Source organism: Flavobacterium degerlachei (genome assembly GCF_900106645.1).
Classification (GTDB): domain Bacteria; phylum Bacteroidota; class Bacteroidia; order Flavobacteriales; family Flavobacteriaceae; genus Flavobacterium; species Flavobacterium degerlachei.
Genome location: NZ_FNMV01000011.1, coordinates 110119 through 127095, shown reverse-complemented (window position 1 = coordinate 127095; position 16977 = coordinate 110119). Strand labels below are relative to the sequence as shown.

The window sequence follows — 16977 nt, the reverse complement described above, 5'->3', positions numbered from 1 at the left end:
AGGAAAAATGAAGCAGTATGAAAATCTATTTAAACGCCTTTTTTTTACTAAAAAGGAATAAAATTTTTATTTATTTAAAGCGTTTTTAATACATTTTAAATATAAATCATAAGGCTTATCTGCCTAAAAGATAGCTTTTTAAAATGGTTGTTGTTTGTTTTTTTTTTTTAATCGATAAAATGAATATTTAATCGATGAACTACTCGATTTGATAGTCTTAGTTTCTTACAAAAATAGTTTTTTCTTTTAGAAATAAGCTCAAAAAAAAACTGCCTTTTTAGACAGTTTTCTTTCTATTAAGAACTTTTATTGAAAGCTCAGGGGATAATTATTTTTTTGCTAAAATCCCCATTTGAAGTTTTGAGTTTTACAATATACACCCCTGAAGGCATGTTTTTTATCGGGATTTGAATGTTATTTTGTTTTCTTTCTTTTACATCCCAATTTGCAATGGATTGCCCCAACATGTTAAAAAGGAAAATCTTATCGACCGTTTCTTCGATAAAGTTGTTTTCTATGTTTAGTATTTTATTATTATTTGTATAGTAAACTGAAATACCTTCGGACAAATTAAATTCATCTACGTTGAGTGTTTTTTCAGAAAATCGTAAAGAGAATCGACTTTTGTACTCTCCAACATCGAGGGGTATTGTAAAGGCATTATTTTTTATATCATAATAAGTAGTAGTCAGGTTGTCATATAAATAAATTTGTAAGCTTTGAGGTATATTTTCTAGCTTATCAAGTTTGATAGTTGCGGTACCTTTGTTTGCGACAATTAGCCCAAAAGGAATTATTTGATCATCATTAAAATTAGCCACTGCTTGAATTACAAACTTACTATCAGCTAATTCCCAATAGATATCATTGCTACTACTACCAAACATAGGGGCATCATAACCAATGTCAAATTGATTCGTTGTATTTTTATCAACGCCAACTAATAGTTGGCGATGTGTGCCAACAGTGCTGTCAAATCCCAGTCTGATTTTTAATCTTGTATCTTTTGCGTCTTCTTTTAATTTGGTGTTTTCAGCTGCTTTCATAAATAGTGAATTTCCAGAACTTTCTCTTTCGAACTTTCTTTGACTGTTTTTAAAATTAAGAGTTCCTCCTTGAACTATTTCTGCTGTTGTACCTACAGCGGAGTCTAATGATGCGTTTACAAAAAATCCTTGTCCCACCGCTATATAACGTTCTGGAATTTTGGTTCCAGTCCCACCAGCGGTTAAAGGACTGCTGCCAACTCCTGGTGCACCTCCCATTAAAGTATAAGTGGCATAAGCGCCTTCATATTCTGCTAATAAATGATTATTTGATAAGCCAAAATGATCCCAGAAATAGAGTACGCCATTGAATCTATTTTCAGTGTTTCTGCCAATATTACCATTTATTGTTTCTTTGATATTGTCTTTTATAAATTCATCTGCATCAAGAGCAGACGGATAGGGGTTTCCTATCAAATAACTATTGTTCTTAATTAGGTTGAGTGAAATGGTTCCCGAATTTGGTTTTCCAACGAAGACATAGTTTTGCAGGGCTGTTGTGTCAGCTGCCCCACCAGTTCCCTTCATAGTAAACCCTTCGCCAGTTTTTATCGTGCCGTTACTTGTAATATGATTCCATTTGTAATAATTTCCCCAGTCATCTCCGTCTATTATTTGAGAGTTATAAGACCAAATCCAACGGTCCGTGATTTTTATAGGGTCTGAATACGTATCGGCGTAATTAAAAGTGGTTCCAAAAGATATTATTTTTGGACTATTGGAAATTGTTCCATCTTTTAAAATATTTTTAATTATATACGGCACATTATTCGAAATCCCTTGAATTAGGCTAACGGGTGAAGACCAGTAATTGTAATTAAAACTGTTTTTTTTGCCTTGTTGATCAATTTTAATAAATCCTGTACTTGTTGGATCTAAAATACTTTCACTAAATTGAGTTGTAGTGTATCTTTTTTCTACTAATTGTGATTCACCCACTAAATCAATGTTACCATTCAATTTTAAGTAGTAAGTTATCCATAGCAATTGACCATCATTTTTTTCAATAGGATTAGTCACTACTGGGTCTGCTATCGTTATTTTTCCAGCAGTTGAGAGTAATCCCAATAATGTTATGTCCTTATTTCCAGAATTAATGTTATGTGATGCCATTACAATATTCCAATCTATAGGCGTTCCATTATAACCTGTGCTATTTGGATAATCCCATACAGAATTTCCATAGGTCCAAGGGGTTGTTAGAGTTGTGTCGGTCCAGTTTCCATCTGTTTTTGAGGTATATGGAATAGGAGCTGTCTGATCTTCTACTGTTGTTATGTTTCTTAATTTACCTATAGCTGTTCCTTTTGTTGGATAAAGATAACCGCAACTAATAGAATTCATTTGATAATATCCTAATAAATTAGTTGTCCAAGATAAACCATTAACGTCTATTGGCACTATTGCTCCTTGTACATTACCAGCTACAGTTAGGCTAGTTATAATTTCCTGATTCATCATTTGATGCAATTGTTCAGGTGTCAGTGATGTATTCCAAATTCTAAGTTCATCCATCCACCCATTGAAATATTTAACGGGTTTATTGGGTGGACTTCCTGTTTGATCCATTGCTCCTAAAATGCAATCAAAATCATTATCGATTGGTTTAGTACCAGTGATACCTGATGGGTTACTCACCTCTATACCATCAATATATAATCTATAAGTTGTACCATTAAAAGTAACTGCAATATGATACCACCTGCTTGTACTAATTGAATAATTTGATTGAATAGTTCCAGTAGAATTCCAATTAAATGAAACGATACTTCCTGCTAATTTTAAATCATATCCAGTCGCAGAATTATTGGCATCGCGTTTTGAAAAAATAGTTTGAGCTCCGGTTATTGAATTAGGTTTTACCCAAACTTCAATACTAAATGAATTGGTTAAATCGTAGTTGCCTTTAAAGGTTATATTGTCATTTACACCATCAAAATTAATACTTTTACAATCTGTAAATATAATTTGTACATCATCAGAGCAGCCTCCAGTGGTCCAAGTTAACACATAGGTTCCAGATTCGCCAGTAAAAGTCGCTCTAGGGTCTGCATCATTTGGAGAAAAAGTTCCCGTTCCACATGTACTAGTTGATTTAATGGTCCATTTTCCTGTCGCTCCAGTTCCGGGCTGTGTTCCGGGTTGATAATTATTGTCAAAAGCACCATTAGCGATATTTTTATCTGCTGTTTCTCTATTGTCATAAGCATTAAGCTTCACAAAATTATTACCACAATCAACGGGTAAGATAGCCACGTCTTTTCCAGCATATGCTAAATTAACATTTACAGGTACATAGACAGTATTGCTAGGCGTAATGTCGTATATGCATCCATTTAAAAATGATGTAACCGCAAAGTTATAAACCCCTGGAGATACAGGAGTTTCTGAATGAGTGTTTGTGGTTCCAATGATATTATGGTTTTCATCTGTCCATACAATACCCGGACCTGCAGGAGGAGATGGTATTTTTATTTCATCTAAAGCCCATGCGCTATTTATTGTAGTTCCTTTGAATGTAAATTTTATTCTCAGATCTTTTTGTCCAACATAGTCTGATAAATCAAATGAAAATTGTTGCAATGGATTGAAAATTGCAGAGGCTGTTTTTCCTACTTTACTGAAAAGCATAATATTATAATTTACACCTCCATCAAGTGATAATTCAATTTTAGCATAATCATTTATTTCTAAATTCCAAGCCAGTTGAACATCAAAAGTTGCAGTTGAAAGTCCGAAAGTGTTAAACCTTGGAGTTTCTAGTGTAGTGTTGTCCCTAGTTCCACCATAATATGTATTTAATAGATCTCCATTTGATATGGCAAATTTTTTGTCTGATGAATCATAAAAAATTGGATATGTTCCAAAAGGGTGACCGTTTGTTCCCGCCCAATTGTTAGGTTTAGTATTGTTTGCTGAAGCTGTCCAAGCAGTTCCCACAGCAACTCCATCTAACCGCCATTTGTCAGGATTAGTCTTATCAGGAAATTGCCCAGTATTAAAACCTCCTCCTTCTATGTTTTGTCCTGTGGCAAAACCACTAGTTGCATTAAATACAGTGGTTTCACCTAAACACATTGTTGTTTTTGATGTAGTAACAGGTGTAGGTTTAATATCCTGTGGTACCACACTTACGGTTACGATATTAGAGTATGAAATTGCGCAGTTTCCACTCTGAATAACTGCTCTGTATATTCTTGTTTGTGGAATGCTAGAATAGGCATAACTGTTAGTTGTATTGCTAAGTGTATTCCAATTTATTCCAGCATTGATTGAATATTCCCATCGAATTATGTTTCCAGTATATCCACTTAAAACTAACAAACCATCTGTTGATAAGCAGGCTAGAAGGTTTTTGCTGTAAATAATTGGATTATTATATGGATTGCCCGACTGATCAGTTGCATAACCAGCTAAAGTTCCTCCAATGGAAGTAGGAGTGATTGTTACTGTATGTGATTTTGTAGCTGGGCCATTACATCCTGCTGCACTTGCTGTAATAGTTGTCATTCCGCTCCATCCTGGAGCATAAGTTACTGCAGCTGTAGCCGCAATAATCGTGTTTCCAGCTGCTATACTTGCTGCATCCAGACTGTAAATAATTCCTGTTGAGTTATTAGCGGTCGTTGTAGTAATTACTGTTCCTGCCCCTTGGCAACGTGTTGAAGTTGTCGGTGAAAATGCATTGATGGTTACTGTTGGTGTAACTGTTACAATATGCATGGTAGTTGCAGGACCATTACATCCTGCCGCACTTGCTGTAATTGTTGTTGTTCCGCTCCATCCCTCCGCATAAGTTACAACTCCTGTGCTAGAATCGATACCATTACCCGAAAAAGCAGCAGTGGCTGTGTCTAAGCTATAAGTAATTCCTGTGGAATTATTTGCTGTTGTTGTGGTAGTCACAGATCCGGCGCCCTGGCAACGTGTTGAAGTTGTCGGTGAAAATGAATTTATGGAGACTGTTGGCGTAACTGTTACAACATGCATAGTAGATGCTGGGCCATTACATCCTGCTGCACTTGCTGTAATGGTTGTTGTACCGCTCCATCCTGCCACATAAGTCACGGCACCTGTAGTGGCAACAATTGAGTTCCCTGCAGTTAAGCTGGCAGTATCTAGATTATAAGTAATTCCTGTGGAATTATTTGCTGTTGTTGTGGTAGTCACAGATGCTGCTCCTTGACAACGTATTGAAGTTGTCGATGGAAATGAATTTATGGTTACCGTTGGAGTTACTGTCACAACGTGCGTGGTAGTTGCTGGGCCGTTACATCCTGCTGCACTTGCTGTAATGGTTGTTGTTCCGCTCCATCCTGCAGCATAAGTTACTGCAGCTGTCGCCGCAATAATCGTGTTTCCAGCTGCTATACTTGCTGCATCCAGACTGTAAATAATTCCCGTTGAGTTACTAGCAGTCGTTGTAGTAGTTACCGTTCCTGCCCCTTGGCAACGTGTTGCAGTTGCCGCTGAAAATGCATTGATGGTTACTGTTGGTGTAACTGTTACAATATGCATGGTAGTTGCAGGACCATTACATCCTGCCGCACTTGCTGTAATTGTTGTTGTTCCGCTCCATCCCGCCGCATAAGTTACAACTCCTGTGCTAGAATCGATATTATTACCCGAAAAAGCAGCAGTGGCTGTGTCTAAGCTATAAGTAATTCCTGTGGAATTATTTGCTGTTGTTGTGGTAGTCACAGATCCATTGCCCTGGCAACGTGTTGAAGTTGTCGGTGAAAATGAATTTATGGAGACTGTTGGCGTAACTGTTACAACATGCATAGTAGATGCTGGACCATTACATCCTGCTGCACTTGCTGTAATGGTTGTTGTACCGCTCCATCCTGCCACATAAGTCACGGTACCTGTAGTGGCAACAATTGAGTTCCCTGCAGTTAAGCTGGCAGTATCTAGTGTATAAGTAATACCTGTGGAATTATTTGCTGTTGTTGTGGTAGTCACAGATGCTGCTCCTTGACAACGTATTGGAGTTGTCGATGGAAATGAATTGATGGTTACCGTTGGAGTTACTGTCACAACGTGAGTGGTAGTTGCTGGGCCGTTACATCCTGCTGCACTTGCTGTAATGGTTGTTGTTCCGCTCCATCCTGCAGCATAAGTTACTGCAGATGTAGCCGCAATAATCGTGTTTCCAGCTGCTAAACTTGCTGTATCTAGACTGTATGTAATTCCCGTTGAGTTACTAGCAGTCGTTGTAGTAGTTACCGTTCCTGCCCCTTGGCAACGTGTTGAAGTTGCCGCTGAAAATGCATTGATGGTTACTGTTGGTGTAACTGTTAAGATAGCAGGATTTGAAATAGTTTGTGAGCATGTACCTCCAGGACTACTTACTACCACATCATAACTTCCAGCATTACTAAGTAACAACCCAGTAAAAGTAATAGTGGAGGTTGTAGCTGTTGAAATATTACCACCATTAGAAATAGGAATTCCATTTTTTCTCCAAACATAACTTGAAATAGTACCTATAGCCGTTACTGAAAACGTGGCATTAAGACCTTCACATTTTACCTGAGCACTTGGATGGTTAGTTATGTCTATATCTTGATTTACAATTAGTACTGCTTCATTTGAAGTAACTGATGAACAAGCTGAAGTTCCACTTACAACTACAGTATAATTTCCTGCATCCACTGTACTCACATTAGGAATTGAATACGTATTAGATGTTGCCCCTATAATATTTGTCCCTCCTTTTTTCCATTGATAAGTAAGCCCTGTTCCTGTTGCTATTACTGAAAAACTAATAGGAAAGCCAGAACAAACTGTTTGAGAAGGTTTTGGTTGAGTATTTATTAACGGTGGCTGATTTACCGTTACAGCAAAGTTTGCAGAGACCGCTCCGTTACCACATGCGTTTGTTCCATAGACTGCAATATTTCCTGAAGTTGCTGTATTAGAATAATTGACCGTAATACTGTTTGTATTGGCTCCGTTAGCTATGGTAGCTCCTGTAGGTAAAGACCAGCTATATCCAGTTGCATTGGTAATAGTGGGAACCGTATAGGCTACACTGTTTTGTCCTTGGCATACTATTGCCGAACCGTTTATTATGCCTGCTGCAAGAGGTAAAAGATTTAGCGTTACAGCAAAGTTTGCAGAGACCGTTCCGTTACCACATGCGTTTGTTCCATAGACTGCAATATTTCCTGAAGTTGCTGTATTAGAATAATTGACCGTAATACTGTTTGTATTTGCTCCGTTAGCTATGGTAGCTCCTGTAGGTAAAGACCAGCTATACCCAGTTGCATTGGTAATAGTGGGAACTGTATAGGCTACACTGTTTGGTCCTTGGCATACTATTGCCGAACCAGTTATTATGCCTGCTGCAAGAGGTAAAGGATTTAGCGTTACAGCAAAGTTTGCAGAGACCGTTCCGTTACCACATGCGTTTGTTCCATAGACTGCAATATTTCCTGAAGTTGCTGTATTAGAATAATTGACCGTAATACTGTTTGTATTGGCTCCGTTAGCTATGGTAGCTCCTGTAGGTAAAGACCAGCTATATCCAGTTGCATTGGTAATAGTGGGAACCGTATAGGCTACACTGTTTTGTCCTTGGCATACTATTGCCGAACCGTTTATTATGCCTGCTGCAAGAGGTAAAAGATTTAGCGTTACAGCAAAGTTTGCAGAGACCGTTCCGTTACCACATGCGTTTGTTCCATAGACTGCAATATTTCCTGAAGCTGCAGTATTAGAATAATTGATAGTAATACTGTTTGTATTTGCTCCGTTAGCTATGGTAGCTCCTGTAGGTAAAGACCAGCTATACCCAGTTGCATTGGTAATAGTGGGAACTGTATAGGCTACACTGTTTTCTCCCTGGCATACTGTTGCCGAACCGTTTATTATGCCTGCTGCAAGAGGTAAAGGATTTAGCGTTACAGCAAAGTTTGCAGAGACCGTTCCGTTACCACATGCGTTTGTTCCATAGACTGCAATATTTCCTGAAGTTGCTGTATTAGAATAATTGACCGTAATACTGTTTGTATTTGCTCCGTTAGCTATGGTAGCTCCTGTAGGTAAAGACCAGCTATACCCAGTTGCATTGGTAATAGTGGGAACTGTATAGGCTACACTGTTTTCTCCCTGGCATACTGTTGCCGAACCGTTTATTATACCAGCTGCAAGAGGTAAAGGATTTAGCGTTACAGCAAATTTTGCAGAGACTGTTCCGTTACCACATGCGTTAGTTCCATAGACAGCAATATTTCCTGAAGTTGCTGTATTAGAATAATTGACCGTAATACTGTTTGTATTTGCTCCGTTAGTTATGGTAGCTCCTGTGGGTAAAGACCAGCTATACCCAGTTGCATTGGTAATAGCGGGAACTGCATAGGCTATACTGTTTTCTCCCTGACATACTGTTGCCGAACCGTTTATTATGCCTGCTGCAAGAGGTAAAGGATTTACCGTTACTGCCACTGTTGCGGTGGCCGGAGTATTGGGACAACTTCCTGTTGGTATATTGGTGGTTATGGTTGCTGTGGCAGAGCCTCCGGAAATTGTAGGAGTAAAGATTGCAGTAATAGTTGATCCAACTTGAGATTGTAATGTAATATTACCATTTGTTGCAGTCCAATTGCCTGAAGTTGCGTTTCCAGTTAGTACTCCAGTTACTATAATGGAGCTGTTTGCACAAACAGTCTGAGATGAAGGTGAAACAGTTACACCATTAAATGAATTTACAATGATTCGGTCTTTGCCATTTGAAGGGGTAGATACTGTGGTATTTTCACTACCACATGGATTAATTGCCTTGACCGTAATAACTTGATTTCCTAGTGCAGCTGATGAAGAAACAGACACAGTAATGGAGTTAGTCAAATTACCACTGGTAATTATCCAACCTGTTGGTAAATTCCACTGGTAATATTGAGCATTTGAAGCTGCTGGAACTGATAAGGTAACAGTAGCGGGGGGACAGATAGATTGGTTTGAAACTGTTATACTGGTACTACCGTTCCATCCGCTAGGATTTCCAGTAAAAACACTCATAACTATAGTGGTGCTTGTAGCTGTGGAAGGGGATGGACAAATAGCATTAGAAGTCATTACAACTGATATGGTAGCATTGTTAGCGAGAGTTGTGGTTGTATAAGTGGGGCTATTTGTTCCCACGAGAGTTGCTCCGTTCTTCCATTGATAAGAGGGAGCAGATCCTCCATTAGTTGGTGTAGCTGTGAAAGTTACAGAAGTACCTGAACAAATAGTCGTTGATGAAGAAGATATTGAAACTGATGGTATTACCGTTGGATTGACGGTAACCGTTACAGGTTTAATGTCATAACATCCTGCTGCTGTTGCCCCCTTAATATAATAAGTTCCTGTTCCCGCTGTTGTTGGTGTGGCATATGAAATAGTTGCTGCTGCATCAGTCCAGTAAGTATAGGTTAAACTGGCAGTCGATCCTGCAGTTACCGCTGTGGCTGTTAAGTTAACTGTTGATGGCGAACATACTGCTGCAGGATCGGTGATCACAACATTTGGTTTGGGATTAATAGTAACAGTTATAGGTTTGATATCAAAACAACCTGAAGCTGTTATTCCTTTAATATAATAAGTACCCGCAATTGCTGCAGTTGGTGTAGCAGATGAAATAGTTGCAGCTGCATTTGTCCAGTAAGTATAGGTTAAGCCAGCTGTCGATCCTGCAGTTACCGCTGCGGCCGTTAGGTTAACTGTTGATGGCGAACATGCTGTTGGAGGATTGGTAATCAGAACAATTGGTGATGGATTGATTGTAACCGTTACAGGTTTGATGTCGTAACAACCTACTGCTGTTGTCCCCTTAATATAATAAGTTCCTGTACTAGCTGTTGTTGGTGTGTCATATGAAATAGTTGCAGCTGCATCAGTCCAGTATGTAAAAGTTAGACTGGCTGTTGACCCTGCAGTTACCGATGCGGCCGTTAGGTTAACTGTTGATGGGGAGCATGCTGCTGGAGGATTGGTAATCAGAACAATTGGTGATGGATTGACTGTAACCGTTATAGGCTTGATGTCGTAACAATCTGCTGCTGTTGTCCCCTTAATATAATAAGTTCCTGTACTCGCTATTGTTGGTGTGTCATATGAAATAGTTGCAGCTGCATCAGTCCAGTATGTAAAAGTTAGACTGGCTGTTGACCCTGCAGTTACCGCTGCGGCCGTTAGGTTAACTGTTGATGGCGAACATACTGCTGAAGGATTGGTGATCACGACAGTTGGTGTTGGATTGATAATAACGGTTATAGGTTGGATATCGAAACAACCTGAAGCTGTTATTCCTTTAATATAATAAGTACCCGCAACTGCTGCAGTTGGTGTAGCATAGGAAACAGTCGCTGCTGCATCAGTCCAGTATGTAAAAGTTAGAGTGGCTGTTGACCCTGCAGTTACCGCTGTGGCCGTTAGGTTAACTGTTGATGGGGAGCATGCTGCTGGAGGATTGGTAATCACAACAGTTGGTGATTGATTGACTGTAACCGTTACAGGCTTGATGTCATAACAACCTGCTACTGTTGTCCCCTTAATATAATAAGTTCCTGTACTCGCTGTTGTTGGTGTGTCATATGAAATAGTTGCAGCTGCATTTGTCCAGTAAGTATAAGTTAAGCCGGCTGTCGATCCTGCAGTTACCGCTGTGACACTTAAGTCAACGGTTGATGGTGAACATACTGATGCTGGATCATTGGTTACTACTGTAGGTGAGGTATTTATAGTAACCATTACAGGCTTGATGTCGTAACAACCTGCTGCTGTTGTCCCCTTAATATAATAAGTTCCTGTACTCGCTGTTGTTGGTGTGTCATATAAAATAGTTGCAGCTGCATTTGTCCAGTAAGTATAGGTTAAGCCAGCTGTCGATCCTGCAGTTACCGCTGTGACTGTTAAGTCAACGGTTGATGGTGCACATACTGACGTTGGATTATTGGTTACTACTGTAGGTAAGGGACTTTCGGTAACCGTTACAGGCTTTATTTCATAACAACCAGCTGCGGTCGTACCCTTAATGTAATAAGTGCCGGTAGTCGTAGCTGTAGGTGTATCATATGATATTGTAGCGGCTGCATTCAACCAATAAGAATAGATTAAGCCAGCTGTCGATCCCGATGTTACTGCTGCCAAAGTTAGATCTACCGTTGCAGTTGCACATACTGCTGACGGGTTTGTAACTACTACATTAGGGATAGGACTAACAGTAAGGGTAACATAGTTGCTTGTAGCTGGGCTTCCCAATACACAGGGTGTTGCATTGGAAGTCAAAACAACAGATATGACATTTCCATCGGTAAGATTAGAAGATGAAAAAGTATTCCCAGAACTATTTGCCCCAGTATTTAAACCATTAATTTGCCATTGATATAATGGATCGGAACCACTATTTGTTGGTATGGCCGTAAACGTTACACTAGTACCGTCGCAAATTGTAGTAGCCGATGCTTCGATGATCACACTGGCTGGTAAGTTTGGATTAATATTAATTGTTGCCAGACTACTATCGCTGCAAGGTGCTGTTGCTGTATATATGAAAGTACTAGTGGTTGCACCTGAATCTGGTATAAAAGTACCAGCTCCGGCATTAAAATTCCCCCCTGTTCCAGAGGTTCTTGTCCAACTTCCACCAGAGTCTTCACTAGTAATTAAACTAAATAAATCAATAGGAGTTGCACTAGAATCACATATACTAATCGATCCATTTACTCCAGAACATTGTCCAAAACTGTAAATGGAATTTAAAATTAATAAAATTAAAAAAAGGTATTTTTTTTTCATGAGGCCTACACTTTAGAATCAAATAATTAAATTTTTTATAAAAATGCAGATAGAAAGGTCAGTGATTTATTAGTGAGAAAACAGTTTTTTATTTTAACCCTTTCTCAATTAAAAAGAACCAACCGTGATTTTTTATCAATTCTCACAAAAAAACAACTTTCTAGATTTTATAACGGATTTACTATCTGTTTGCAAATATTTGACATAGATTGTATTACGTTATTTACCTTAAAATTAAGTAATTAACTATTGTTATTGACCTGTATGTGCTTTTTTTCGATAAACGGGTTTTATGCCCAGATGAACTACTTCTATTAACAAAATTCAGAACTTTTTTCTCTCAAATTGAATTCAAATTTGAGCAAAAAAAAACTGCTTTTCAGGGCAGTTTTCTCTTTTTTATTAATGTAGATATCCGTTTTTATGGAATAATAATTTTTTTGCTTAATTCTCCAACTGAAGTATAAATTTTTGCAATATAGACACCAGAACTGAGATTTTTAAGGGGTACCTGAATGTTTTGCTGAGATTGATCTTCAATTTCCCATGTGGTAACTGACTGGCCATTCATATTAAATAAAGTTACTTTTATAAGAGTCGTTTCGGTCGACTGTTTATTGATATCAAAAACATTTTTTCGCAGAAGATGCGTCATTTTTATCGTTTCTGATTTTTTGTTGTCTTTTATCTCTTTTTCTTTTGGCTCTTTTTCCTTTTTAGTTTTAAAACATAATGAAAATCGATCATTATTTTCACCTTTTGGTATTGTCACTTCAAATTTTTCATTTCGTATATTATGGTAAGTTTTGTCGGTGCTATCATATATAAAAACATTTTGATTTTTATCGTAATTTTCAATCTCATCAAGCATGAATTGTACGTTTCCTGCACGGTCTGCCTTTACTCCAATAGGATAAATGGCATTTGAATCGAAAAATCCTTCTCCTTGAATAACCAATTTATTTTCTCCGTTTAGAAAATACATATCATTAGGGAAATTGTCAAAATTAGTAGCATCATAGCCATAATCCATTCCACTTGTCGCATTTTCATTCATAAAACCAATCAAAACTTGTCGATGATAATTGTTATTTGAATTAAAACCTAGGCGAATTTTCTTAAACTGTTCTTTTAGTATTGGATTAGTATCATTATTTTTCCTCACTTTTTGATTTTTAATTTTTGGTGCAAATTTGAACATAGTATTTGAAAGTTCAGTTTCGCTTTCTTTTTGAAAATCTCTTTGGCTATTTTTAAAGGTAATAGTTCCGCCTGATCCAGATTTTCCGCTTAAAAAGAAACCTTGTCCCACCGGAATAAATTGTTGAGGTATTTTAGTGCTAGATCCAAGACCGCTAATTAACGGAGGAGACACAGGTGGGACTCCATCGGTTAAATTTCTTACAGCATACCCGCCTTGATAATCTCGTAAAACATGAGTATTGTTAGTTGTATAATGTTCCCAAAAATAGAGTGATCCATCTATAGAGTCTAAATTATCAATTATAAATGCTTTGGAATCTAATGCTGAAGGATAAGGATTTCCAGCTAGCAATAATTGGCCTGAACTAACGGTGTTCGCTGTTATTGTTCCATTATTTGGTTTTCCAATAAATGAATAATTTTGAGTAATTCCACTAGCTCCACTACCTTTTAAAGTAAAACCTTGGCCCACTCGTATTGAACCAGTTTCACCCACTCGAACCCAATTTGCGTAAGCATTACTATAATTATCAAATTTGTAGATCCAGTAACGTGCCAGGCTGATTGGAGTAGTGGGTGACCCATCATAACCACCAATCCATTTGATTGTTCCTGCTGAATTAGGATTAGTTCCGTCTTTTAAAACACTTCCAACGCTATAGTTTGTGTTGTTGGCTGCAGTGTTAATAGGGCTTACAGGAGAACTCCAATAATTATAATTATATTTGTTTGATTGCCCCTGTTGGTCCCTTTTAAGAGATCCGGAACTGTTTACATCTAATACGCTTCCTTCAATTTGAATCAATTGCGATTGGCCAACTAAGTTTATCTTACCGTCTAGTTTTAAGTATTTAGAAACTTCTATTTTCGAATCATTTTCTGCAAATAATGTATTGCTATTTACCAATAGACCCAATACAGTTTTGTTTCCATTAGATGTGATATTGTGATTCGTTTTAACAATGTTCCAGTCTATTCTAGTTACGCCATCTATTGCTAAGCTATTTGGCACATCCCAAACAGGATAATTAGTCCAGGTGTCATCTTCTGACCAATCTTGTTCACTAACTCTTGATGTATAAGGTAGTGGGGCTGTATCAGGTTGTTGCGTTCCAATATTTCGTAATTTTCCATTTATAGCTGATATAGATTTACCTAATACATAACCGTTAATTATATCATTTGTAGGATTCATTTGGTAATAGCCATCTAAATTAGTCCAAGATAATCCAGGAATCTCTAATGGTACTATTGCTCCTATGATATTTCCTTCATTGTTTTGTATTTCTTGGTTCATCATTTGTCGAATTTGATCAACTGTCAATTCTACTTTCCAAATTCGAAGTTCATCCATCCATCCGTTAAAATAGTTGAATGGTGTTCCATTATTTTGATCCATTGCACCAAGTAGGCAATTTGCATTATTAATTATTGGATTAACTCCAGATACGGCCTTGTGCACTAAAATACCATCTATATATAGTTTGTAATTTGTGCCGTTATATGTAACAGCAACATGATACCACCTATCCGTTTTAATAGGATAGTTGGATGCGATAGATTTACCATTATTCCAGTTAAAGGAAATGATGTTATTTACTAATTTTAAATCATAACCATTTGTTGTGCTAGATCCTAGCCGTTTAGATAAAATAGTTTGTTTATTTCCATTTGTTTCATTTGATTTTACCCAGATCTCGATACTGAATGAACCAGAATTCAGGCTATAATTGTTTTTAAAAGTAACGTTGTCATCAATTCCATCAAAATTTAGAATATTACAGTTGGCAAAATTTACTAAAACATCGTCAGTAGTGGAGCAGCTTGTAGTCCATCTTAGGGTATATACGCCAATATTAGGGGTGGAGAAGACTGACGTAGGACTCGCAATATTCGAAAAAACTTCGCCACCGCCTGCAGGACCACTAACTATTGACCATGCTCCTGTTTGTGCTGTAGATGCATTCAAATTAATATTTTCCCCTCCACATGAGGCAATTTGATCTGGCCCAGCCATGCTAGACAAACATGAGCTTTCGTCTATTGCAACTTTAATAGAACCTACAATTGGTAAATGACATACACTATTATCATAACCTTGAAAAAAGTATTTTGTAAATGCTAAGCCTGAAGTGGCCCCAGTACCAGTTATTGTTCCTGTTTCTAAAGAAACTTCAGGGCTACAACCAGCACTTAAAATAGTGTTACAATCCGTTGTAACATCTAAGTTGAAGCTGATATCTGCATACACATACTCGGGATGTCCTGACGTGATAGGTAGTGTACCTAAGTTCCAAAGTATTTTATTAGTTGCTGAATCAAAATAAGGTTTATTGGTCGTGCTAAAGCCATTATAGGTATGATAGCTAATTGTTTGTCCAGTATTGAATATAGCTGTTGCTGGTACAGGGATTGAAATTATAGTGTTATTTGTAGCTTCAGTACCTTCATTGGTAATAGAGAGAGAGTAATTAATAGATTGTCCTGGGGAGACATTTAAAACTGGGGGATTTGGAACATTATTAATTGACGTAACACTTATTAGTCCTTTAGGTTCTGGTATATAGGAGTCAACTGACATGGCAAAACCGAAAATGGTGTATACTTCGTAAGTTGAACCAAATCTAAAAGTGGTTGAGGTTTGATTGTTCCCTATAACTGCATTGTCTGTGTTTGGAATTGTAAACATACTGAAATCAACCCCTGTGTTATTTTGCAAAATGGGGTTGCTTTTACCTGGAGTCGGCACAGGGAAAATAGAAGAGTTAAAGAAGTTAGAAGTTGTGTTCCTCGCGTGACTTAATGTCAAATAGTTAGTATTATTGTAAACAGCTGGATTTGCATTAAGTTTTTGTACCGCTAAATAATCACTTCCTGAATTTGTGGCTACATCACCCTCAGCCGCCATTACCCCTAGTTTCATATTTACGGGACCGGCTCCTACTGTGGTGAATCCTGAAATAGGAATTGTGCCGTATTCACCTCCACCGCCTCGTTGGCCATTTACGTACGCATAACCATCAAAAAGTGTTACAGCACGACTTTTCATGACAGGATTCTCATAAATAACAACCATTACCCAACCACCTGATAATCCAGGATTAGAGTTTGTTCCTTCAGTCAAAGCCATATCAGCAACTGTATATGCTCCAGGACCATGTGTCTTAACGTAATCTGTTATTTCTTGATATCCAATAAAAATTCCACTTTGGGCAGTGCCAGGAAAACGTAGTTCAAAATCTGGCCCTTTAGGTTTTGCTGTAATTGAAGTGTAGGACGTTGCTCCTGGCCCCTTTAAAGAGATTACTTTTTTGTTATAATTTTTTGTAACAGATCCTTTTTTAACAGAAAAAGTCTCATTAGCATCATTTGATTTTCCTGTCCAATAGAGTCCTGCAAAAATTACTGTTGAACAGTTTTGGTTTGCGCTATTTTCTCCTGAATTAGTGAGTTCAAGAGTTGCCATAGAAGAATTTAAAGTAGATGGATCGCCGTCTATATCGACGTATTTCATCGAATTACCTTCATTATTTGTACCATTATTATAGTTAACAAGAGTCAAGTTGGTGTTACCTAGCATGGTAAAATCACCCTTTAGATTATAAATGTTTTTAGCAGGTGTCGCTGAGGATGTTCTTTGTGAAAAATTAACTTGTGGTGTTGTTTGTGTTTGTGCCATGATAAGAGTAGGAACCACAAAAAATAATAAAAACAATATTAAAGAGTGAAATCTGATGAACGGCTTTTTAAAGTAAAGTTTTCTCATGTTTAATCGGGAATAAAAGATCTTTTATATTCATTTTATTTGGCACGACAAAAATAATAAAACTCTTTTTGTATCTTCGATAAAAAGCAATTAAATCTGATTAAGTGCATTAAATTAAAAATAAAGTCAGGTAAGTACTATAAAATTGTACAAATGTTTTGTTTTAATAAATACAAG

The 16977-nt window shown here is 37.5% G+C and carries 2 protein-coding genes; both read right to left on the bottom strand.

Features of this window, described 5'->3' with window-relative positions; translation table 11 throughout:
- Positions 1-317 precede the first annotated feature (317 nt).
- The gene (locus BLV91_RS12205; protein WP_091433678.1) at positions 318-11831 is read right to left on the bottom strand and encodes a LamG-like jellyroll fold domain-containing protein; all 11514 of its coding nucleotides are present in this window, start codon (positions 11829-11831) and stop codon (positions 318-320) included.
- Between the two features lie 421 nt (positions 11832-12252).
- Positions 12253-16800 (bottom strand): LamG-like jellyroll fold domain-containing protein, encoded by a 4548-nt coding sequence (locus tag BLV91_RS12200; protein ID WP_091433675.1) that lies wholly within the window; start codon positions 16798-16800, stop codon positions 12253-12255.
- Between the last annotated feature and the right edge of the window lie 177 nt (positions 16801-16977).